Raw genomic sequence first — 20,215 nt, forward strand, 5'->3', positions numbered from 1 at the left:
GGGAATCGCCGTGACGGTCATCGACTTTACCGCTTTTATCGGCCGCCTCGCGACCACGTCGGGCGAAACCATCCTGCCGTTCTTCCGGACCTCGCTGTCGATCGACAACAAGAGCAGCCACGACTTCGACCCGGTCACCGAGGCCGACCGCGCCGCCGAAGCGGTGATGCGGCGGCTGATCAAGGGCAATTTTCCCCGGCACGGCATCGTCGGCGAGGAATTCGGCAGCGAGAACGAGGATGCCGAATATGTCTGGGTGCTGGATCCGATCGACGGCACCAAATCCTTCATCGCGGGGTTTCCGATCTGGGGCACCCTTATCGCGCTGTTGCACAAGGGCACGCCGGTGTTCGGGATGATGCACCAGCCGTTTATCCGCGAGCGCTTTTACGGCGACAGCGGCTCGGCGAATTATCAGGGACCGCTGGGCGAGCGGAAACTGGCGGTGCGGCGCTGCGCCTCGCTCGGTGAGGCGACCGCGTTCACCACCAGCCCGCTCTTGATGAACGCTTCCGACCGCGCCGCCTTCGGCCGCGTCGAAAGCGCGGTGCGGCTGACCCGCTACGGCGGCGACTGCTATTCCTACTGCATGCTGGCCGCCGGACACCTCGACCTCGTGGTCGAGACCGAGTTGAAGCCCTACGACATCGCGGCCCTGATCCCGATCATCACCGGCGCCGGCGGCGTCGTCACCACCTGGGACGGCAAGCCCGCCCAGAGCGGCGGCCGCATCATCGCCGCCGGCGATCCGCGGGTGCACGAAGCCGCGATCAAGCTGCTCAACAGCTAGGAGCGTCGATGGACGCAATGCTCATCGTCGACCTGCAGGTCGGGCTTCTCAACGGAGCGCCCAAGCACGATTTGAGTGGCGTCATCCAGCGTATCAACCGGCTGGCCGCCAGGGTTCGCGCCCGATCCGGCAGAGTGGTCTTCATCCGGCATTGTGGCGCAACGGGAGACGATTTCGAGCCGCAGACATCCGGCTGGCAGTTTCTTCCCGAACTTGAGCGAGATCCGGCCGATATCGTGGTTCAAAAGGATCTGAACGATCCGTTCACGGGCACCGACTTGCATGACCGCTTGAGGGACATCGCGCCGGACCGGGTCCTGATTACGGGATGGGCCACCGATCTTTGCGTCGATGCCACCGTCCGGTCCGCGGTCTCACATCATCACCACGTCGTGGTGGTCACCGATGGCCATACGCTGAACGACCGCCCTCACCTCGACGCCGCCAGCGTTATTCGGCATCATCATTGGGTCTGGAGCGAGTTGATCACCCGGAAGTCCATCAAGCTTGCCAGCACGGACGAACTGCTGGGTTAGCCAGTTCAAAACCGACGAAGCCACCCGCGCTTTGCCGGCCCGCAAGCTTATTCGCATCCTGGCGCAGGAACTGAAAAGCCGCAAGGCCTGGCGACTGACGCCAAGGTCGGGCCACAAGGCAGTCCTGTGGACCGCCAAAGGCGCTGGCGTTGATCGTCAGAGGAAGTACAAAGGGATCGAATGACCAGACGCGGAGCGATGGAGTGGCTTCAACGAGCCGCTACGGGGAAGCCAATGCCGAAAACTACTGATCTGCTCGATACGACACTGACCGCTGCGAAGCAGGACCCGCAGTTTGTAACCCCCGATGGCGTTCCGCTGCGCCGGCTCACGCATGGCGTGTCGGTTCGCGATCTTCCGACCCATGTCGATGACCGCGGTTCGCTGATGGAGTTGTTCGACCCGCGCTGGGAATGGCATCCCGAGCCACTGGTGTTCGCCTATTGCTTCACGCTGCGTCCCGGCACCGTGAAGGGATGGAATCTTCACAAGGAGCACGAGGACCGCTACGTGCTGCTGCAGGGTGAAATGGAACTGGTACTGTACGATCCGCGTCCGGACTCGCCGACGACAGGCGAGGTCTGCCGCATCCCCCTCACGCCGTACCGGCGTTGCATCGTCAACATCCCGCGCAACGTATGGCATGCCGATCACAACATCGGGGCCAGCGACGTGCTTGCCGTCAATTTTCCCACCATGGCCTATGACCACGCCAGGCCGGACAAGTATCGTCTGCCGATCGACACCGATCTGATCCCGCACCGATTCCCGGAGGGTGTCCGCGGCGGGTAATCTTGAAGGTGAAAGGCCGTGCCTCAGTAAGCGAGCCGGCCGCGCAACTCCCCGAACGGGATCATGACGTGCTCGCGATAGGCCGGGCGCTGCTGCAGGGCGTGGTACCAGCGCTCGACCTGCGGCAACACCGGCCGCTCGATCTCCAGTTCGAAATAACGATAGAGCGACACCCCGGCGGTGATGTCGGCGAGGCTCAGCGCATCCCCCAGCAGGAATGGCCGGCCTTCCAGCAAGCGGTCCAGTTTGGCAAAATGCCCGGCACAGCGCGCCAGCGCGGCATTGATCGCCGGCCAGTTTCGCTTCTCCTCCGGCGTTCGATAGAATCCCCAGAACACGCCGTTCAAGAAATCCGGCTGCAACGCGGTTTGCGACCAGTCCATCCAGCCATCGACAACAGCTCGAACAGCAGTATCTCCGGACCAGAACGGCCCGGCGCCATGGCGCGCCGCCAGGTAACGCAGGATGGCGTGGGATTCCCATATCGTCGCATCGCCGTCCCTGATCACGGGCACCCGGCCATGCGGATTCATCGCCAGGAAATCAGGCGTATCGAGACCGCCGAAGCTGCCGCCGGCGTCGATATGCTCATGGGCAAGACCGAGTTCGCCGATCAGCCACATCACCTTCTGGACGTTAAACGAGCTGCGCCGTCCCCAGACTTTCAGCATCAACCTTTTCCTTAAACTTCAATGCTGCGCGACTTTGCGCAAATGCTCCACCAGTTGCTGCGCTGGCCGCGGCAGCGCCTTGAAGCTGCGGGCGCAGATCACGAGCTTGCGGCTGGCCCAGGGGTCGCGAATCCGGACCAGGCCGATTCGCATCGATTCCGCGCAGCGTCTGGCCGCGACTTCCGGCATCACGGCGATGCCGATGCCCGCCGCCACCATCTGGCCGATCGAATGGAAATTGTTGAGCCGCGCCCGGAAACGCAACCGCGCACCGAGCCGCGCCGCATGCCCGGCGACGTGCGCGTGCAACGCGTTCGCCGCGGTCAGGCCGATGAAGTCGCGGCCGGTCACCTCGTGAAAATCGACCTGCCGCCGTTTTGCCAGCTGGTCGCCGCGCGCGGCGACCAGCACCAGGCGGTCGTCGCTGAAGGCAATTCGCTCGATCGTATCCGGCAAGGCATGCTCGGCCGCCAGTCCGAGGTCGGCGGTGCCGGACACGATGGCCTGGGCGATGTCGGCGCTTTCGCGCTCCTCGACGTCGATGGAAAGATGCGGATGCAGACCGAGGAAGACCGCCAGCGTCTTCGGCAGATATTCCGACAGGCCCGACGTATTGGTAAGCAGGCGGATCGTGGCCCTGGTGCCGCCGGCATAGGCCGCGAGATCGCCGCGCATCGCATCGACATGGTGCAGGATGATGCGGGCATGGTCGAGCAGGCTTTCGCCCGCCGCCGTCAGCTCAATGCCGCGGCGGCCACGTTTCACCAGCGCCGTGCCGAGGGCGGCTTCCAGCCCCTTGATCCGCGCGCTGGCCGACGCCAGCGCCAGATGGGCACGATCGGCGCCGCCCGTGATGCTGCGCGCCTCGGCGACGGCGATGAACAGTTGCAGGTCGACCAGATCGAAACGCATGGCAATTCGCTAAGCTCCCTGCCTTCGTCATGGCCGAAGGCTGGCTCCGTAAGCTCCAGATTGTGCCGGCAACCCCGATCGGTCAATGTAATCCCATGTTCGAACCCCTGCTGCTTCTGATCGCCGCCGCCTTCCTGCTCGCCGGATTCGTCAAGGGCGTGATCGGGCTTGGCCTGCCGACGGTGTCGATGGGCCTGCTCGCGGTGACGATGCAGCCCGCGCACGCGCTCGCCATCGTGATCGTGCCGGCCATCATCACCAACGTCTGGCAGACCTTCGTCGGCCCCTATCTGCGCGACATCATCCGCCGGCTGTGGCCGCTGATGGTGGGCACGGTGATCGGCATCTGGCTCAACGCCGACATGCTGACCGGCCCCTATGCGCGCTACGGCACCATCGTGCTCGGCGTGCTCCTGGTGATCTATGCGATCATCGGGCTCAACAAGTTCACCTTCCATGTCGCGCGCCGCAACGAAAAATGGGTCGGCGGCATCGTCGGCGTCATCACCGGCGTAGTGTCCGCCGCCACTGGAGTGCAGGTGATCCCGTCGATGCCGTTCATGCAGGCGATCGGCATGGAAAAGGACGAGCTGGTGCAGGCGCTCGGGGTGTTCTTCACCGTGGCGACGGTGGCGCTGGCCTTCAACCTCACCGCATCAGGCCTGTTGACCACGGCGACCGCGCTGCCGGGCGCGGTGGCGATGGCGGCCGCTTTTGCCGGCATGTTCATCGGCCAGGCGGTGCGCTCGCGGATGCAGCCGGAGGCGTTCCGACGCTGGTTCCTGATCGCGATGATCCTGCTCGGGCTCTATCTGGTGGGCAGCACGGTCTATAACATTCACCGCGCTTGAGGTACGGGCACCAGTGTCTCTTTCAGAGAATCAGGCCAGCAGCGCCTCAAATCAGGGCGCCTGCCTCAGGACAGTCACCGCGCCTGGAGCAGGGCGACGCGGACGCCGAGGTAGATGAACAGTCCGCCCAACGTGCGATTGATCCAGAGCAGGGCCCGGCCGGATTGCCGGATGCTGCGGGCGGCGCGCGCCGCGAACGCCGCCACGCCAAGGCACCACAGCATGCCGTTGAGGATGAAAATCAGGCCGAGCAGCACGAAGGCGGCGGCCTTGTTCGGCGAATCCGCGGCCACGAATTGCGGCAGGAAGGCGAGGAAGAACAGCGCCACTTTCGGGTTCAGCACGTTGGTCAGCGCGCCCTGCCAGAACACCTGACGCAGCGAGATCGTGACACCGGTCGCCGCCGCATCGGCGGATACCATCGCGCCCGGCCGCGACAGCAGCAACTGGATGCCGATGAAGCAGAGATAGGCCGCACCGGCCCATTTCACCACGGTGAACGCCACCGATGATGCCGCCAGCAGCGCCGACAGGCCGAGCGCCGCGGCGAACACGTGCACCAGGCAGCCGGTGCAGATGCCGAGCGCCGCCGCCGCACCGCCGCGCCACCCCATCTGCACGCTGCGGCCGATGATATAGGCGGTGTCCGGTCCCGGCGTGATGTTGAGCAGCAGGCCGGAGATGATGAAGAGCCAGAACTCGTGAATGCCGAGCATGTCGGTTTCCCATGGCAATCGTCAATCGTCGTGCGTTAGGGCACTCTCCCTCAACGTCTTTGCGAGAAGCGAAGCGATCGAGCAATCCATCTTTTATTTTGTCCCGGCAAGGATTGCTACACGGAGCCTTTCGTCGGGCGCGCATGCGCGCGACCAGTAGAATCGCGATGACGTTGCGAGGCCGGAATTACTTGTCCAGCCAGACTTCCTCGAACCGCAGACTGTTGTACTGGCTGTTATCATGCGGCACATAGTTCTTCACATAAGGCTGCCAGCAATTGGCGGCCACGCCGGACAGGATACCAGGACGCGCCGCGTCCTCGATCAGCATCCGTTCGATATCCCAGACGATCTTCCTGCGCTTGTCGCGGTCCAGTTCGCGTGATTGGTCCGCCAGCAGCCTGTCAACGTCGGCGTTGCAGTACTGGGTATAGTTGCGCTCCGACTTGCAGGAAAAGTTTTCCACGATATTGCCGTCGGGGTCGTCGACACTGACGCCGGTGACGTTCAGCCCTATGGTGTAGTCCTTCCTGGAGAGCTTGGCGTACCAGCGCGGCGTATCCAGGATGTCGAGTTCTCCGACGATATGGATACGCTTCAGCTGATCGGTCAGGATCACCGCAGCGTCGCGGTAGGTTGGCAGATTCCGCGTTTGAATCCTGATCTGCAGCGGCTTGGCCTCGCTGTAGCCGAGCTTCTGCATGATCGCCTGCGCCTCCCTGACATTCCCGGCTGTGTCGGGCCCGTAGCCCGTCAGCGCCGCTACCATTTCCGGCGGCATGCCCCATTCGCCGGCAGGCTTCGGCAGCATGGCCCCGCCGGTCAGCGCGAGACCTTCCATCAGGATGGCATTAAAGGCCTTGCGATCAATCGCCAGCGACATCGCCTTGCGCAGCTCGGCATTGTCGAACGGCGGTTGTTCGCGGTTCACCATCAGGTTGGATTGCGTACCTGTGGTGATGATCTCGCAGATCGCGTTCGGCGCCCGCGCCTTTACGTCCTGCATCAGGGGAACGCTGACGTCGGATGGAAAAGTGATGTCGTAATCGCCGGTCGCAAACGCCAGCATCCGCGTCGCGCGGCTGTCGATCATCCGAAAGGTGATCTCGTCGAGATACGGCCGGTCCTTCTTCCAGTAATCGGAATTGCGTACCAGTCGGATCGAGTTGCCGCGGTTGAACTCGACCAGCCTGAACGGCCCGGTGCCGACCGGTTTGGTGCGCATGGCCGCCTGCGGGACGTGACAGGGATACACCGGCGAGAACGCGCTCGCCAGCAGCACCGGAAGGGCGGGCTGCGGCTCGCTCAGTTCGAAGGTCGCCTCGTAGTCGCCATTGATGCTGACGTCCCGCAGCTTGGTGTACCAGACCTTGCGCGGGTTGCGCTTGAAGTCCTGGATGTCGCTCTTGCCGATGATCATCCGCCAGGTGCACTGCACGTCCTTGGCGGTGAACGACGCACCGTCATGCCACTTTACGCCCTGGCGGAGCTTGAAGGTCAGTTTGGTGTTGGTCTCGTCCCATGCCCAGCTTTCGGCGAGATCCGGGATCACGGTGTCGATGCTCTCGTGGACCTTGAAGGGATCGAACGTCACAAGGTTGTTGAACACGGCCGCAAACGGCGTCACCGAGGCAATGGTCGCTTCCTCATGCAGCGAGGTCGAGGGCGGATTGTCATTGTGATAAAGCCGCAGCGTGCCGCCCCGCTTTTGCGCGGCAGCGGGCGCCACGGCCAGGAGGGCGAAGCAAAACAGCCCGAAGAAGCACGCCATTAGCCGGTTGGTGCCCATGTTCGCCTCCCCGATGTTTTGTTTTGTATAGGACCGGCGGCGACTGCGCGCAACGCCGTTGGGCCCGGTCTCCGACACAGGAACGGACTCGAGGAATACGCATTATCCGATCTGAAAAATCGGAGGTGTGTCATGAAGCCAATGCCCGACGCCGACGAAAACCGCCGCCTTGGCGAGATCGAGACCGACAAGGCCAACAAGCTTCCACCCGGGGCCGCCAGGAAGCACCACTTGAAAAAGGCGCGCGATCACGAGGCGAATGCTCATTCGAACGACTGGCGGGATTCCAATCTTCACGCGCCGGATTGAACGGATAAGGAAGCGGCGGCCTATCTGCCGCGCAGGCGTGCGATGGCGCCGGCGACGATCTGCATGGTCACGCCGACCAGCCATCCGGCCATGATCATGACGATCCAGAATAGGTGCGGATTTTCGCGCATCACGATCAGGCCGACCGAGACGAAGGCCGACAGCGCCGCCAGAAAAGTACCGACCGCGCTGAGCAATTCCGCGGCGTCGATCTTGCCGGAGCCGTCATCGCCCGGCTCCACAAGCGGCTCGTGAAACGGCAGCGGCGGCGTGTCGATTCCGAGGTAGAAGCCGATCGCGCCGGCAATCATCATGATGAGCAGAAAGCCCTGGGTTGTCAGCGGGGCGATGCTGGAGCCGACCAGGGCAGCGACAAACAGCCCGGCGGCCGCTCCAGCCATCGCAAGCCCGGTGCGTTCCAGAACATGGGCGAATCTTCTAACGCGGGATCGCATGGCCATACCCAAGGAGCGAAGGCGTCAGGCTAGGACATTTTGGAGCCCTATGGAAGGCATCACCGCCAGGCGAAACGACGCGCGCCGGCCCACCACCCGTTCAGGCGAAGGAAGGCTGAAGACTAAGGAGCCGATTGGCGACCCGTCTGCAGCAACAGCAGCACGACGAATGCCGAGAGCGAGGCAAACCCGCAGAACCAGAGCGCGCCGGTGCCGATATATTCGATCATCAGCCCGATCGCCAGCGGTGCGACGGCGCCGGTGGCACGCGCCGGCAATGAGAGCAGTCCGACCCGCTTGCCGAAACCTTCAGGGCCGAACAGGGCCAGCGGTAGCGTGCCCCGCGCGATGGTGAGAATGCCGTTGCCCGCGCCATAGAGCACCGCGAACAGCGGCGCCACCACCGGGCCCCCGATCAGGAGCGCGAGCACACCCAGCGGATTCATCAGCGTCGCCAATCGGGCGGAAACCAGGGGATGATAACGGCTCAGCCATCCGGCCTCGAGGAGGCGCGCCGCGACCTGGGCCGGCCCGATCAGCACGCCCGCCAGCAGCGCAGTGGCGGGCGTCGCGCCGAACTGCGTCAGCATGGTCGGCAACAGCGCCGAAATTCCGGAACTGACGAAGGCGGTGGCGGCGAAGACATAGGCCAGCGCCATCGTGATCAGGGAAGTCTCGCGCGCGGTGCGCGGCGCGATCGGCGTTTCGCTGACCGGAACCGGCGAAGTCGCGCGCGGCAGCGTGAGATTGAGCGGCAGCGCCAGCAGCAAATGGATCAGCGCCCAGCACTGGCAGGTGACGCGCCAGCCGTAGCGGGCCTCGAGCCAGGCCGTCACAGGCCAGCCGACGGTGCTGGCGAATCCCGCGATCAGAGTGATTCCCGTGATCGACTTCCGCGCCGCCATCCCGTGGATCCGCGTCAGGGTCGCGAACGCCGCCTCGTACAGGCCCATGCCCATACCGACGCCGATCACGATCCATGCCGCGAACAGCAGCAGCGGGCCGGACGCGACCGAAAGCAGGCCAAGGCCAAAAGCCAGCACGCCGTTCGAGACCGCGAGCATGCCACGGCCGCCGACCCTGTCGATGGTGTGTCCGATGCGCGGCCCGAGTATCCCTGAAATGATCAGGGCGCCGGACAGCGCGCCGAATACCAGGGTCTGCGTCACGTCGAGATCGCGCGCGATCGGCGCCGCCAGAATGGCGGGCAGATAATAACTCGACGCCCAGGCGATGGTCTGCGTGGTGCCGAGCGCGAGGACGACGCCGAGATTGCTGCGCGCCCTACTCACTTGAACAGCGGCGTGCCCGGCACGAAGGCGTCGAACGCGGCCCAGAACTGCGCGCGGTAGCGGTCCTGTTCCTGCAGGATCTCGTGCCGCGAGCCCGCGATCACCAGATGCGAGCCGGCGCGCAGATGATAGGCGAATTCCTCGATCGCCGCGGTCGAGACGATGGTGTCGCTGGAGGCGGCCAGCATCAGGATCGGCTGGCGGATCTGCAGCGGATAATCGGCCGCGCGAAAACCGCGCATGGTCCGAACGGCGGTGTCGGCCCAGGCCACCGCCGGCGAGCCGATGCCGAGTGTCGGGTCCTCCTCGAGGATGGCGGCGTTGCGCGCGAAGCGCACGGGATCGCTGGTGAAGGGATTGTTGATGAAGGATTCCGAGCCGGTCAGCGCGTCGCTGCCGCCGGGAATGTAGCGGCCGCCCTGCCCGGTCAGCCGGAGCACCCGCAGCAGCGCTACGGCGGCAAGCGAGGTGGCGCGTCCGGGCAGGTCGATCATCGGCGCCGACAGCACCATGCGGTCGAACCAGCGCTTGCCGGCATGCGCGATCCGCAGCATCACCGCACCGCCCATCGAATGGGCCAGCGCGAAATAGGGCGGCGGACAATCCGGCAGCACTACCTGCTGCACGAAGGTTTCGACGTCGATCTCGTAGTCGGCGAAATCGCGCACATAGCCCTTGCGCGGATCGCGCAGCCGCCGCGACGAATGGCCCTGCCCGCGCCAATCGATCATCGCCACGGCAAAGCCGCGATCGCGCAGGTCGCGCACCGTCTCGAAGTATTTTTCGATCTGCTCGCTGCGGCCGGTGAAGACGCAGACCGTGCCCTTGCGGCCCGCCGGCGGCGCCCAGCGCGCGAAGCGCAACTCGGCGCCGTCGGGCGTCTTGATGGTGCCGGTGACGACGTTTTCCGGAACCGGATTGGCGGGGATAGAGACCAGCGTCATGCAGGGGACCGGCTAGGCAAAGGGCCTGAAAAATCAAGGGCGGGAGCGTGAAAAAACGGCATTTCCCCGCTTCTTGAACGCGCTTGTCGCCCTCCCATATCACCTTCGTGCAGGCCGCTACCAGTGTTTCGGAACCGGACCATTGAGGCTGCACACAGGCGAAAGCCCGGCCCGATGGCGGGCGGGTTCAAACAACAGTCGCTCAATGGAGGACTACCCTATGCGCAGCTACGATCTTACCCCGTTTTATCGTTCCACCGTCGGCTTCGACCGCTTCTTTTCGCTGCTCGACCAGGCCGCCTCCGACGGCAGCCCCGGCTATCCGCCCTACAACATCGAGCGCACCGGCGAGACCACCTACCGGATCTCGGTCGCGGTCTCCGGCTTCTCGCAGGGCGAGCTTTCGATCGTCGCCAAGGAAAATACCCTGACCATCAAGGGCGAAAAGTCCGCCAACGAGAACGGCAGCACAGCCGAGGTGCTGTACCGCGGCATCGCGGCGCGCGCTTTCGAACGCGCCTTCCAGCTTGCCGACTTCGTCCAGGTGAAGAACGCCTCGCTCGAAAACGGCCTGCTCCACGTCGATCTCGTGCGCGAGATTCCCGAGGCCAAGAAGCCGCGCAGCATTCCGATCGCGACCACGAGTGCGGTTGCTCCGCAGGTGGTCGACGGCTCGGCCGAAAAAGCCGCCGCGTAACGTCGGCTGGCTTTCAGCAGATATTGGCTGAAACGAAAACGCCCCGGGAAACCGGGGCGTTTTTTTGCCTCTTGGCTCGTCATTCCGGGGTGGTCCGAATGACATGACCCGGAATCTCGAGATTCTCCGGTGCGCAATTGCGCACCGTAGTTCGCGCTTCGCGCGCTCCGGAATGACAGATAACTCACTCCAGTCCCTGCGCCTTCGGCATGTCCTGGGTCGGCAGGATCTGCGGCGTTGGCCTGGCCTCGACGACGGGAGCAGCGGCTGCGGGAGCCGCGGTCTGGCCGGTGGTTTGGGGATCGGCCGGCTTCGCCGGCAAAGCCGCAGCCGACTGCTGGGCCGGGGGCACGGCAGCGGGCCGCGCTGGCTGGGCGGCCGACGGCGCGGCTGCCAGCGGCCTGGTTTCGCCGGCGCGCGGCTTTGGAACCGGCACAACGGTCGTGCGGCTCGCCACCTTCGGTGCGCCGCGCGTCGGGCGCGGTTCGCCCCTGACATCGGCGGCCGACGGCGGACCATAAGTGGTTGTCAGGCCGTCGTCGAAATTGTCGCCCATCCGGTTCGCCGGCAGGAAGCGCAGGATACGCCCGGTGCGGGCGTCGATCACCAGCCGCCCGTCTTCGCCGCCGCGATCGATCACCGAAATCGCGTAGACGAACCCGCGCCGAACCGGAATACCGAGCGGCGAAAATCCGCCCTCGCGCAGCACCGTGTAGACCTCATGCGGCGGCAGCAATCGCGGACCGTAACCCGGCACCCGCGCTTCCGGCGGCATCGCCGCATAGGGCCCGCCGATGTCGGACACGACTCTGTAGGGCGATCGCCCGGCCTCGTAGGGCGCCAGCACCTGCGCATTGGCGGCGCCGGCCGCGACCAGCATCAGCCCGGCCGACAAGATCCATCCCGTGAACAGCTTCATCGGATAATCGCTCCTGCTACGCCTCTGAGCGTTTTCGCTCGTTGGTCCCGCCGCAACATGTTTGCCAAATCCGGCGGTCCTTGGGCCGGATCGCGGCGCGTTTGCTCCAAATCCGGGGCGGGCCGGTTATCCCCGCTGGCAACACGGATCAGCCATGCAACCGGCGACTTTCACGCGCTTGTGTGATAGAAAAAAATTTGGCATGGTCTGAGTTAGGACAGCATAGCTGTCTCAATTGCGGTGCGATCCCGGCATGGGGATTGCAGCGAAAGATGGTGCTCAGGCGCCAGGAAGTAAAAGGCAAGGCCGTTCGTCGGGGACGCCGGACGCCCAAGCCTGAATTTACGAAATTGCGGCTCGCGGAGGACGAGCGGTGGCCCGGTGGGTGCCGCAAGCGCCCAAGGTGCGCCAACGGACGGTGAGGCCTTCAGCCTTATTGAGAGGACGTGAGATGAGCGGGTCGGAGTTCGCAAGCGAAAACATCGTGACGGATGCGCTGTCGGCGGCCCCGGCCTCGAAACCGGCCGAAGTCGCGCGCGAATTCAGCTGGCGTCCGCCGGCCGAAGGCCTGTACGACCCCTCGCTCGAGAAGGATTCCTGCGGCGTCGGCTTCATCGCCAACATCAAGGGCAAGAAGTCGCATCAGATCGTCGCCGATGCGCTGAGCATTTTGTGCAACCTCGAACACCGCGGCGCGGTCGGCGCCGATCCGCGCGCCGGCGACGGCGCCGGCATCCTGGTGCAGATTCCGCACGCCTTCTTCGCGCGCAAGGCGGCCACGCTCGGCTTTACGCTGCCGAAGCCCGGCGAATACGCGGTCGGTGCGCTGTTCATGCCGAAGGAAACGGCGTGGCGCAAAGTCATCAAGAGCATCATCGCCAACCAGATCCGGGACGAGGGACTGGTGCTGCTGGGCTGGCGCGAAGTGCCCTCGGACAATTCCTCGCTCGGCGAAACCGTCAAGCCGACCGAACCTGCGCACATGCAGGTGTTCATCGGCCGCAACGGTGCGGCCAGGAGCGAGGACGATTTCGAGCGGCGGCTCTACATCCTGCGCAAGTCGATCTCGCAGGCGATCTACCAGCGCCGCGACCGCGGCATGGCCGGCTATTACCCGGTGTCGCTGTCGTGCCGCACCGTGGTCTACAAGGGCATGTTCCTGGCCGATCAGCTCGGCAAGTATTATCCCGATCTCTCCGAGCCCGATTTCGACAGCGCGCTGGCGCTGGTGCATCAGCGTTTCTCGACCAACACCTTCCCGGCCTGGTCGCTGGCGCATCCGTACCGGATGATCGCCCATAACGGCGAAATCAACACGCTGCGCGGCAACGTCAACTGGATGGCGGCGCGGCAGGCTTCGGTGCATTCCGAACTCTACGGCAAGGACATCAGCCGGCTGTGGCCGATCTCCTATGAAGGACAGAGCGACACCGCCTGCTTCGACAACGGCCTGGAATTCCTGGTGCAGGGCGGCTACTCGCTGCCGCATGCCGTGATGATGATGATTCCGGAAGCCTGGGCCGGCAATCCCCTGATGGATGAAGAGCGCCGTGCCTTCTACGAATATCACGCCGCGATCATGGAGCCGTGGGACGGTCCGGCCGCGATCGCCTTCACCGATGGCCGCCAGATCGGCGCCACCCTCGACCGCAACGGGCTGCGCCCGGCGCGCTATCTGGTCACCTCGGACGACCGCATTATCATGGCGTCCGAGATGGGCGTGCTGAAGATTCCGGAAGAGACCATCATTACCAAGTGGCGGCTGCAGCCCGGCAAGATGCTGCTGGTCGATCTCGAACAGGGCCGCCTCATTCCCGACGACGAGATCAAGGCGCAGCTGGCCAAGAGCCATCCCTATCGCACCTGGCTCGACCGCACCCAGATCGTGCTGGAGGACCTGCCGGACGCACCGACCAAGGGCATGCGCTCCAACCTGCCGCTGCTCGATCGCCAGCAGGCCTTCGGCTATTCCCAGGAAGACGTCACCATCCTGATGACGCCGATGGCCTCGACCGGCGAGGAAGCCAACGGCTCGATGGGCAACGACACGCCGATCTCGGCGCTGTCGGACAAGCCGAAGCAGCTGTTCACCTACTTCAAGCAGAACTTCGCGCAGGTCACCAATCCGCCGATCGACCCGATCCGCGAAGAGCTGGTCATGAGCCTGGTCTCGATCATCGGGCCGCGGCCGAACCTGTTCGACCTGCAGGGGCTCGCCGGCACCAAGCGGCTCGAAGTGCGCCAGCCGATCCTGACCGATGGCGATCTGGAAAAGATCCGCTCGATCTCCGATGTCGCCGACAGCCATTTCAAGTCGCGCACGCTCGACACCACGTTCCACGCCGGCCTCGGCGCCGCGGGCCTCGAGCAAGTGCTCGACGAACTGTGCGCGCGCGCCGAAGCCGCGGTCCGCGAAGGCATCAACATCGTCATCCTGAGCGACCGCGCCGCGGGCTCCGACCGGATTCCGATCCCCTCCCTGCTGGCCTGTGCCGCCGTGCATCATCATCTGATCCGCACCGGCCTGCGCACGTCGGTCGGCCTCGTGGTCGAATCCGGCGAACCGCGCGAGGTGCATCACTTCGCCTGCCTCGCCGGCTACGGCGCCGAGGCGATCAACCCCTACCTCGCGTTCGAAACCATCATCGCGATGAAGGACAATCTGCCGGCAGCACTCGACGACTACGAAATCGTCAAGCGCTACATCAAGTCGATCGGCAAGGGCCTGCTCAAGGTGATGTCGAAGATGGGCATCTCGACCTATCAGTCCTATTGCGGCGCGCAGATCTTCGACGCCGTCGGGCTGAAGGCGGATTTCGTCGCGAAATATTTCGTCGGTACCCACACCCGCATCGAAGGCGTCGGCCTCGCCGAAATCGCCGAAGAAACCACGCGCCGCCATGCCGATGCGTTCGGCGGCGCGCTTGAGTACAAGACCGCGCTCGACGTCGGCGGCGAATATGCCTACCGCACCCGCGGCGAGGATCACGCCTGGACCGCCGAATCGGTCTCGACGCTGCAGCACGCCGTACGCGGCAATTCGCTGGAGCGCTACCAGGCGTTCGCGAAAATCCTCAACGAGCAGTCCGAGCGGCTGCTGACGCTGCGCGGCCTGTTCAGGATCAAGACCGCCGAGGACGAAAAGCGCAAACCCGTCCCGCTCGACCAGGTCGAGCCGGCCAAGGATATCGTCAAGCGTTTTGCCACCGGCGCGATGAGCTTCGGCTCGATTTCGCGCGAGGCGCATACCACGCTGGCAATCGCCATGAACCGGATCGGCGGCAAGTCCAACACCGGCGAAGGCGGCGAGGAGAGCGATCGCTTCAAGCCGATGCCGAACGGCGATTCGATGCGCTCGGCGATCAAGCAGGTCGCCTCCGGCCGCTTCGGCGTCACGACAGAGTATCTGGTCAACGCCGACATGATGCAGATCAAGATGGCGCAGGGCGCCAAGCCCGGCGAAGGCGGCCAGCTGCCCGGCCACAAGGTCGACGCCACCATTGCGCGTGTCAGGCATTCGACGCCCGGCGTCGGCTTGATCTCGCCGCCGCCGCACCACGACATCTATTCGATCGAGGACCTGGCGCAGCTGATCTACGACCTCAAAAACGTCAATCCCGACGGCCAGGTCTCGGTCAAGCTCGTCTCCGAAATCGGCGTCGGCACCGTGGCCGCCGGCGTTGCCAAGGCGCGCGCCGACCATGTCACCATCGCCGGCTTCGAGGGCGGCACCGGCGCCTCCCCCCTCACCTCGATCAAGCATGCGGGTTCGCCGTGGGAAATCGGCCTTGCCGAAACCCAACAGACCCTCGTGCGCGAGCGGCTGCGCAGCCGCATCGTGGTGCAGGTCGACGGCGGCTTCCGCACCGGACGCGACGTCGTGATCGGCGCGCTGCTCGGCGCCGACGAATTCGGCTTCGCCACCGCGCCCCTGATCGCGGCCGGCTGCATCATGATGCGCAAGTGCCATCTCAACACCTGCCCGGTCGGCGTCGCGACCCAGGACCCGGTGCTGCGCAAGCGTTTTACGGGCCAGCCCGAGCACGTCATCAACTACTTCTTCTTCGTCGCCGAGGAAGTCCGCGAGATCATGGCCGCGCTCGGCTACCGCTCCTTCAACGAGATGGTGGGCCAGACCCAGATGCTCGACCAGTCCACGCTGGTGGCGCACTGGAAGGCCAAGGGGCTCGACTTCTCCAAGCTGTTTGTGCGCCAGAACGAACTGCCGGGCCAGAAGATCTATCATTCGCAGAGCCAGGACCACCATCTGGAAGCTGTGCTCGACCGTACCCTGATCGAGAAGGCGCGGCCCGCGCTCGACCGCGGCGCGCCTGTCAAGATCGAGGCCGAGATCAACAACACCGACCGCAGCGCCGGCGCGATGCTGTCCGGCACCGTTGCCAAGATCTACGGCCATGCCGGCCTGCCGCACGACACCATTCAGGTCAGCTTCAAGGGCACCTCGGGCCAGGCGTTCGGCGCGTGGCTGACGCGCGGCGTCACCTTCACTCTGGAAGGCGAAGGCAACGATTATGTCGGCAAAGGACTGTCCGGCGGCCGCATCATCATCAAGCCGCCGCGCAATTCCGGCATCGTGCCGGAGGAATCCATCATCGTCGGCAACACCGTGATGTACGGCGCGATCGAGGGCGAATGCTATTTCCGCGGCATCGCCGGCGAGCGGTTTGCGGTGCGCAACTCCGGCGCGGTCGCGGTGGTCGAAGGCGCAGGCGATCATTGCTGCGAATACATGACCGGCGGCATCGTCGTGGTGCTCGGCAAGACCGGACGCAATTTCGCGGCGGGCATGTCGGGTGGCGTCGCCTATGTGCTCGACGAAGCCGGCGACTTCGCCAAACTCTGCAACATGGCGATGGTCGAGCTTGAGCCGGTGCTCTCGGAAGAGATGATCAACCAGAACACCTATCATCAGACCGGCGATCTTGATGCGCATGGGCGGGTCGACGTGTTCCAGAACTTGCTGGAATCCGACGTCGAGCGGCTGCATGTGCTGATCACCCGCCACGCCAGGCTGACGGACTCGAAGCGCGCCGCCGAAATTCTGGCGAACTGGAAGGCGTATCTGCCCAAGTTCCGCAAGGTGATGCCGGTGGAGTACCGCCGCGCGCTGAAGGAAATGAAGGCGAGCGCCGACGCCGAGCCGAAGATCGCAATCGGGGCGTAGATATCACCGAGCGTCGTTCCGGGGCGCGCAAAGCGCGCACCGGAATCTCGCAAACGTAACATCGAGGTTCCGGATCTGCGCCTGCGGCGCATCCCGGAACGACGGATCAAGGGTTCAGGGGCGTCTGGTTAAATGGGCAAGATTACAGGTTTTCTCGAAATCGACCGCCACGACCGCAAATACGCGCCGGTCGCCGAGCGGGTGAAGCACTACAAGGAATTCGTCGTTCCCCTGAGCGAGAAGGAAACCCGCGACCAGGCGGCGCGCTGCATGAATTGCGGCATTCCCTATTGCCATGGCACCGGCTCGGTGGCACCGGGCACGCCGGGCTGCCCGGTCAACAACCAGATTCCCGATTTCAACGATCTGGTCTACCAGAATAACTGGCAGGAAGCCTCGCGCAACCTGCACTCGACCAACAACTTCCCCGAATTCACCGGCCGCATCTGCCCGGCGCCGTGCGAAGCCTCCTGCACGCTCAACATCGACGACAACCCGGTCACCATCAAGACCATCGAATGCGCCATCGTCGACCGCGCCTGGGACAGCGGCTGGCTGCCGCCGGAAATCGCGCCGAACAAGACCGGCAAGAAGATCGCCGTGGTCGGCTCGGGCCCGGCCGGCCTCGCCTGCGCACAGCAGCTGGCGCGCGCGGGGCACGAGGTGCATGTCTACGAGAAATTCGCCAAGGCCGGCGGGTTGCTGCGTTACGGCATTCCCGATTTCAAGATGGAGAAGCACGTCATCGACCGCCGCATCGCGCAGATGGAGGCCGAGGGCGTGGTGTTTCATTACGGCAGCCCGGTCGGCGGAAGCGCCCCGGGCGCGCTCGATCCGCAAACCCTGCTCACCCAATATGACGCGATGGCACTGACCGGCGGCGCCGAAGCCGCGCGCGATCTGCCGATCCCCGGCCGCGACCTTGCCGGCATTCATTTTGCGATGGATTTCCTGCCGCAGCAGAACCGCCGCGTCAGCAGCGAACCGCTCGGCAATGGCCAGGAAATCCTCGCCACCGGCAAGGACGTCGTCGTGATCGGCGGCGGCGACACCGGCTCGGACTGCATCGGGACCTCGTTCCGGCAGGGCGCGAAGTCGGTCACGCAGATCGAGATCATGCCGGCGCCGCCGGAGCATGAGAACAAGGCCCTGACCTGGCCGAACTGGCCGATGAAGATGCGGACGTCGTCGAGCCAGGCCGAGGGCGCCAAGCGTGACTTCGCCGTGCTGACGCAGAAATTTTCCGGCGACAACGGCCAGGTCACAAAACTGCATTGCGTGCATGTCGACGACAAGTTCAAGCCGGTTCCCGGCAGCGAATTCGAACTCGACGCGCAGCTCGTGCTGCTGGCCATGGGCTTCGTGCATCCGGTGCATGAGGGCCTGCTCAAAACCCTCGGCGTCGACCTCGACCCGCGCGGCAATGTGAAGGCCAACACCGCGGACTACCTGACCTCGCGACCGAATGTGTTCACCGCCGGCGACATGCGCCGCGGACAATCGCTCGTGGTCTGGGCGATCCGCGAGGGCCGGCTCTGCGCGCGCTCGATCGATCAGTTCCTGATGGGGGCGACGAACCTGCCGAGGTAATTGCCGCGGCGTCCGCGCTACCTCGTCAGCCGATCCTTGGTCATCTTCAGCGTGACGATGACGCCTTCCGGATTCCAGTCGCAGCTGATTGATCCGCCGAGCTGGACGGTCATGCCGCGGTTGAGCAGCTTGCTGCCGTATCCGCCATCGCCCGTGAGAGCTTGCACCGGCGGGCCGCCGCTCTCGGTCCAGACCACCGTCACCTCGGTGTCATGGGGCGCGCAGGAGATGTCGAGCACCCCTTCCGGCGATGACAGCGCACCGTATTTGAGCGAGTTGGTGGCAAGCTCATGCACCACCAGCGCCAGCGTCGTCGCCGCCTGCTCGCCGACGCCCATGCGCGGCACCGAGACCCGGACGCGACCGCTGAACGCACCCATGTCGTCATAGGGAGCCAGCAATACCGTGAGCAGATCGCCGAGCAGCGCCGCCTTTCCGCTGTGGCCCGGAAGCGGACGAACCAGATCGTGGGCCCGGCCGAGCGCGGTCAGCCGATGGGTGAGTTCCTGCGCCATATCCGCCGTGGTCGTGGCGGAGCGTGAAGTGATCGCTGTCAGTCCCGTCGCGATCGCCAGCAGATTCTTGACCCGGTGGCTCATTTCGCCCGCCAGCAGCTCATGGCCTTCTTCGGCCTGCTTGCGGCCGGTGACGTCGATGAAGATGCCATACATGATGCGGCCGACGATGCCGGCATCGTCGCCCTGCCCGCGCGCCGATATCCAGCGCACCTCTTCGCCGACCATGACGCGAAAATCGATTTCGTAGGCGCCGACAAGGGCGCGGGTCGCGGCAAACGCCGCCTTGACCCGGTCGCGATCCGCCGGATGAATACTGGCCGAGAGGTCCTCGAACGACACGTATTCGCGGAGCGGCACGCCCCAGAGCTCAAAGGCGCGCTCGTCCATCGTGAAACGGTTGGTGTCGACATTCCACGACCACAGGGCCACTCCCGCCGCCTCGATGGCGAGGCGCAGATGTGCGGCGTCCCAGTCCGGCAAACCTGATTTTTCTGGTGGCTGCACCTTCTGTGCGACCGGAATCGCCGCGCCGCCTCGTGACAGCATCACCATGGCTATTGCCAGCTTTCATGAACCTGGGCGAGTCATCGACTGGATCGCTCGACAGGTTTCTGCGGGGATGCCGCGTGAACAGGTTCTGTGGGAACAATCGAACGGCTAGCAGACCGACGGTAAATGAACAATGCCCTAGCGCGGGGAACGTTCCATTGCGTCAATGGCCGGGACGAGCCCGGCCGTCGACGAAGCAGCAGAATCTAGCCGGCTGAGGACACCGTTAACCCCACGGCCGGCGCGGCGCCGCGCCACTGCCGCGGGGGGCGGTCCAGGGACCGCGCCGGTGCGATGACGGCTGATGTAGCGACGGCGCCATGCCTGACCCGGATCCGAGCTCGGCGGCGAGGCGCTGCAGCTCGGCAATGCGGTTCTCGGTCGCCGGGTGGGTCGAGAACAGATTGTCCATGCCGCGGCCCGACAGCGGGTTGATGATGAACATGTGCGCGGTCGCCGGATTGCGTTCGGCCTCCTCGTTCGGAATCACGTGCGCGGCGTTCGAGATCTTGACCAGCGCCGACGCCAGCGCCATCGGCTGCCCGACAATGCGGCCGCCGAGATCGTCGGCGGCATATTCCCGCGTGCGGCTGATCGCCATCTGCACCAGCATGGCGCCAAGCGGCGCCAGAATCATCATCGCGATCGAACCGATGATGCCGGGACCATGATTGTTGTCGCGGTTGCCGCCGAAGAACAT

18 protein-coding genes are annotated in these 20,215 nt (G+C 64.7%); 8 read left to right on the forward strand and 10 right to left on the reverse strand.

The genetic code is table 11. The features are described from left to right. Positions 1-10: 10 nt before the first annotated feature. The 3 genes from hisN (at position 11) to Q8N40_RS14825 (ending at position 2,118) form a co-directional block, all read left to right on the forward strand. Positions 11-790, forward strand: coding sequence for a histidinol-phosphatase (hisN, locus tag Q8N40_RS14815; RefSeq protein WP_305321072.1), 780 nt, complete (start codon positions 11-13; stop codon positions 788-790). A 17-nt stretch (positions 791-807) separates the two neighbouring features. Further along, complete coding sequence (locus tag Q8N40_RS14820) at positions 808-1,326, forward strand: isochorismatase family protein (protein ID WP_305712344.1); 519 nt, start codon at positions 808-810, stop codon at positions 1,324-1,326. Between the two features lie 234 nt (positions 1,327-1,560). After that, positions 1,561-2,118, forward strand: a complete 558-nt coding sequence (locus Q8N40_RS14825; protein WP_305321074.1) for a cupin domain-containing protein — start codon at positions 1,561-1,563, stop codon at positions 2,116-2,118. A gap of 23 nt (positions 2,119-2,141) precedes the next feature. Here the strand turns inward: Q8N40_RS14825 and Q8N40_RS14830 are convergent, their stop codons facing one another. Beyond that, entirely contained in the window at positions 2,142-2,789 is a 648-nt protein-coding gene (locus Q8N40_RS14830) for a glutathione S-transferase family protein (RefSeq protein WP_305321075.1), read from the reverse strand. Between the two features lie 18 nt (positions 2,790-2,807). Beyond that, positions 2,808-3,701, reverse strand: a complete 894-nt coding sequence (locus Q8N40_RS14835; RefSeq protein ID WP_305321076.1) for a LysR substrate-binding domain-containing protein — start codon at positions 3,699-3,701, stop codon at positions 2,808-2,810. Between the two features lie 95 nt (positions 3,702-3,796). On the opposite strand from Q8N40_RS14835, the gene Q8N40_RS14840 reads away from it, so the two are divergent. Then, entirely contained in the window at positions 3,797-4,552 is a 756-nt protein-coding gene (locus Q8N40_RS14840; protein ID WP_305712345.1) for a sulfite exporter TauE/SafE family protein, read from the forward strand. A 74-nt stretch (positions 4,553-4,626) separates the two neighbouring features. Here the strand turns inward: Q8N40_RS14840 and Q8N40_RS14845 are convergent, their stop codons facing one another. After that, positions 4,627-5,268 carry a LysE family translocator gene (locus Q8N40_RS14845; RefSeq protein WP_305712346.1) on the reverse strand — a complete coding sequence of 214 codons (642 nt, stop codon included), beginning with the start codon at positions 5,266-5,268 and terminating at the stop codon, positions 4,627-4,629. Between the two features lie 187 nt (positions 5,269-5,455). Beyond that, positions 5,456-7,057 (reverse strand): ABC transporter substrate-binding protein, encoded by a 1,602-nt coding sequence (locus Q8N40_RS14850; protein WP_305321079.1) that lies wholly within the window; start codon positions 7,055-7,057, stop codon positions 5,456-5,458. 132 nt (positions 7,058-7,189) lie between these two features. Here Q8N40_RS14850 and Q8N40_RS14855 point away from each other — a divergent pair, with 132 nt between their 5' ends. Next, positions 7,190-7,366 (forward strand): hypothetical protein, encoded by a 177-nt coding sequence (locus Q8N40_RS14855; RefSeq protein WP_305712347.1) that lies wholly within the window; start codon positions 7,190-7,192, stop codon positions 7,364-7,366. A 20-nt stretch (positions 7,367-7,386) separates the two neighbouring features. Here the strand turns inward: Q8N40_RS14855 and Q8N40_RS14860 are convergent, their stop codons facing one another. From Q8N40_RS14860 to Q8N40_RS14870, 3 genes are all read right to left on the reverse strand, one after another. After that, entirely contained in the window at positions 7,387-7,821 is a 435-nt protein-coding gene (locus tag Q8N40_RS14860; protein ID WP_305321081.1) for a hypothetical protein, read from the reverse strand. Between the two features lie 122 nt (positions 7,822-7,943). Continuing rightward, a complete protein-coding gene (locus Q8N40_RS14865; protein WP_305321082.1) occupies positions 7,944-9,113 on the reverse strand; it encodes an MFS transporter in 1,170 nt (389 codons plus the stop codon). Next, on the reverse strand, positions 9,110-10,057 hold the full coding sequence (locus Q8N40_RS14870; RefSeq protein WP_305321083.1) for an alpha/beta hydrolase: 948 nt from the start codon (positions 10,055-10,057) through the stop codon (positions 9,110-9,112). Before Q8N40_RS14870 ends, Q8N40_RS14865 begins: the two co-directional genes overlap by 4 nt. A 220-nt stretch (positions 10,058-10,277) precedes the next feature. On the opposite strand from Q8N40_RS14870, the gene Q8N40_RS14875 reads away from it, so the two are divergent. Then, positions 10,278-10,754, forward strand: a complete 477-nt coding sequence (locus Q8N40_RS14875) for an Hsp20 family protein (protein ID WP_305712348.1) — start codon at positions 10,278-10,280, stop codon at positions 10,752-10,754. Positions 10,755-10,938: 184 nt separating this feature from the next. Here Q8N40_RS14875 and Q8N40_RS14880 read toward each other — a convergent pair whose 3' ends face one another. Continuing rightward, the gene (locus Q8N40_RS14880; protein WP_305712349.1) at positions 10,939-11,673 is read right to left on the reverse strand and encodes a hypothetical protein; all 735 of its coding nucleotides are present in this window, start codon (positions 11,671-11,673) and stop codon (positions 10,939-10,941) included. Between the two features lie 451 nt (positions 11,674-12,124). Here Q8N40_RS14880 and gltB point away from each other — a divergent pair, with 451 nt between their 5' ends. Both gltB and Q8N40_RS14890 read left to right on the forward strand, forming a co-directional pair. After that, entirely contained in the window at positions 12,125-16,858 is a 4,734-nt protein-coding gene (gene gltB, locus Q8N40_RS14885) for a glutamate synthase large subunit (RefSeq protein WP_305712350.1), read from the forward strand. A 132-nt stretch (positions 16,859-16,990) separates the two neighbouring features. After that, a complete protein-coding gene (locus Q8N40_RS14890; RefSeq protein WP_305712351.1) occupies positions 16,991-18,448 on the forward strand; it encodes a glutamate synthase subunit beta in 1,458 nt (485 codons plus the stop codon). Positions 18,449-18,465: 17 nt separating this feature from the next. On the opposite strand, the gene Q8N40_RS14895 is transcribed toward Q8N40_RS14890, so the two are convergent. Together Q8N40_RS14895 and Q8N40_RS14900 are read right to left on the reverse strand one after the other, a co-directional pair. Continuing rightward, positions 18,466-19,518: a sensor histidine kinase gene (locus Q8N40_RS14895; protein WP_305712352.1), complete on the reverse strand. Its 1,053-nt coding sequence runs from the start codon at positions 19,516-19,518 to the stop codon at positions 18,466-18,468. Between the two features lie 223 nt (positions 19,519-19,741). Continuing rightward, positions 19,742-20,215, reverse strand: a 474-nt coding sequence (locus tag Q8N40_RS14900; RefSeq protein WP_305712353.1) for a M48 family metalloprotease, incomplete at its 5' end; no start/stop codon positions are given.

This window comes from Bradyrhizobium sp. (genome assembly GCF_030693485.1).
In the GTDB taxonomy this organism is placed as follows: domain Bacteria; phylum Pseudomonadota; class Alphaproteobacteria; order Rhizobiales; family Xanthobacteraceae; genus Bradyrhizobium.

Excerpts from the sequence above, each read along its gene's own strand:
- Q8N40_RS14820 (WP_305712344.1), top strand. The coding sequence starts at position 808 with ATGCTCATCGTCGACCTGCAGGTCGGGCTTCTCAACGGAGCGCCCAAG.
- Q8N40_RS14825 (WP_305321074.1), top strand. The coding sequence starts at position 1,561 with ATGCCGAAAACTACTGATCTGCTCGATACGACACTGACCGCTGCGAAG.
- Q8N40_RS14830 (WP_305321075.1), bottom strand. The coding sequence starts at position 2,789 with ATGCTGAAAGTCTGGGGACGGCGCAGCTCGTTTAACGTCCAGAAGGTG.
- Q8N40_RS14835 (WP_305321076.1), bottom strand. The coding sequence starts at position 3,701 with ATGCGTTTCGATCTGGTCGACCTGCAACTGTTCATCGCCGTCGCCGAG.
- Q8N40_RS14840 (WP_305712345.1), top strand. The coding sequence starts at position 3,797 with ATGTTCGAACCCCTGCTGCTTCTGATCGCCGCCGCCTTCCTGCTCGCC.
- Q8N40_RS14845 (WP_305712346.1), bottom strand. The coding sequence starts at position 5,268 with ATGCTCGGCATTCACGAGTTCTGGCTCTTCATCATCTCCGGCCTGCTG.
- Q8N40_RS14850 (WP_305321079.1), bottom strand. The coding sequence starts at position 7,057 with ATGGGCACCAACCGGCTAATGGCGTGCTTCTTCGGGCTGTTTTGCTTC.
- Q8N40_RS14855 (WP_305712347.1), top strand. The coding sequence starts at position 7,190 with ATGAAGCCAATGCCCGACGCCGACGAAAACCGCCGCCTTGGCGAGATC.
- Q8N40_RS14860 (WP_305321081.1), bottom strand. The coding sequence starts at position 7,821 with ATGCGATCCCGCGTTAGAAGATTCGCCCATGTTCTGGAACGCACCGGG.
- Q8N40_RS14870 (WP_305321083.1), bottom strand. The coding sequence starts at position 10,057 with ATGACGCTGGTCTCTATCCCCGCCAATCCGGTTCCGGAAAACGTCGTC.
- Q8N40_RS14875 (WP_305712348.1), top strand. The coding sequence starts at position 10,278 with ATGCGCAGCTACGATCTTACCCCGTTTTATCGTTCCACCGTCGGCTTC.
- Q8N40_RS14880 (WP_305712349.1), bottom strand. The coding sequence starts at position 11,673 with ATGAAGCTGTTCACGGGATGGATCTTGTCGGCCGGGCTGATGCTGGTC.
- gltB (WP_305712350.1), top strand. The coding sequence starts at position 12,125 with ATGAGCGGGTCGGAGTTCGCAAGCGAAAACATCGTGACGGATGCGCTG.
- Q8N40_RS14890 (WP_305712351.1), top strand. The coding sequence starts at position 16,991 with ATGGGCAAGATTACAGGTTTTCTCGAAATCGACCGCCACGACCGCAAA.
- Q8N40_RS14895 (WP_305712352.1), bottom strand. The coding sequence starts at position 19,518 with ATGGTGATGCTGTCACGAGGCGGCGCGGCGATTCCGGTCGCACAGAAG.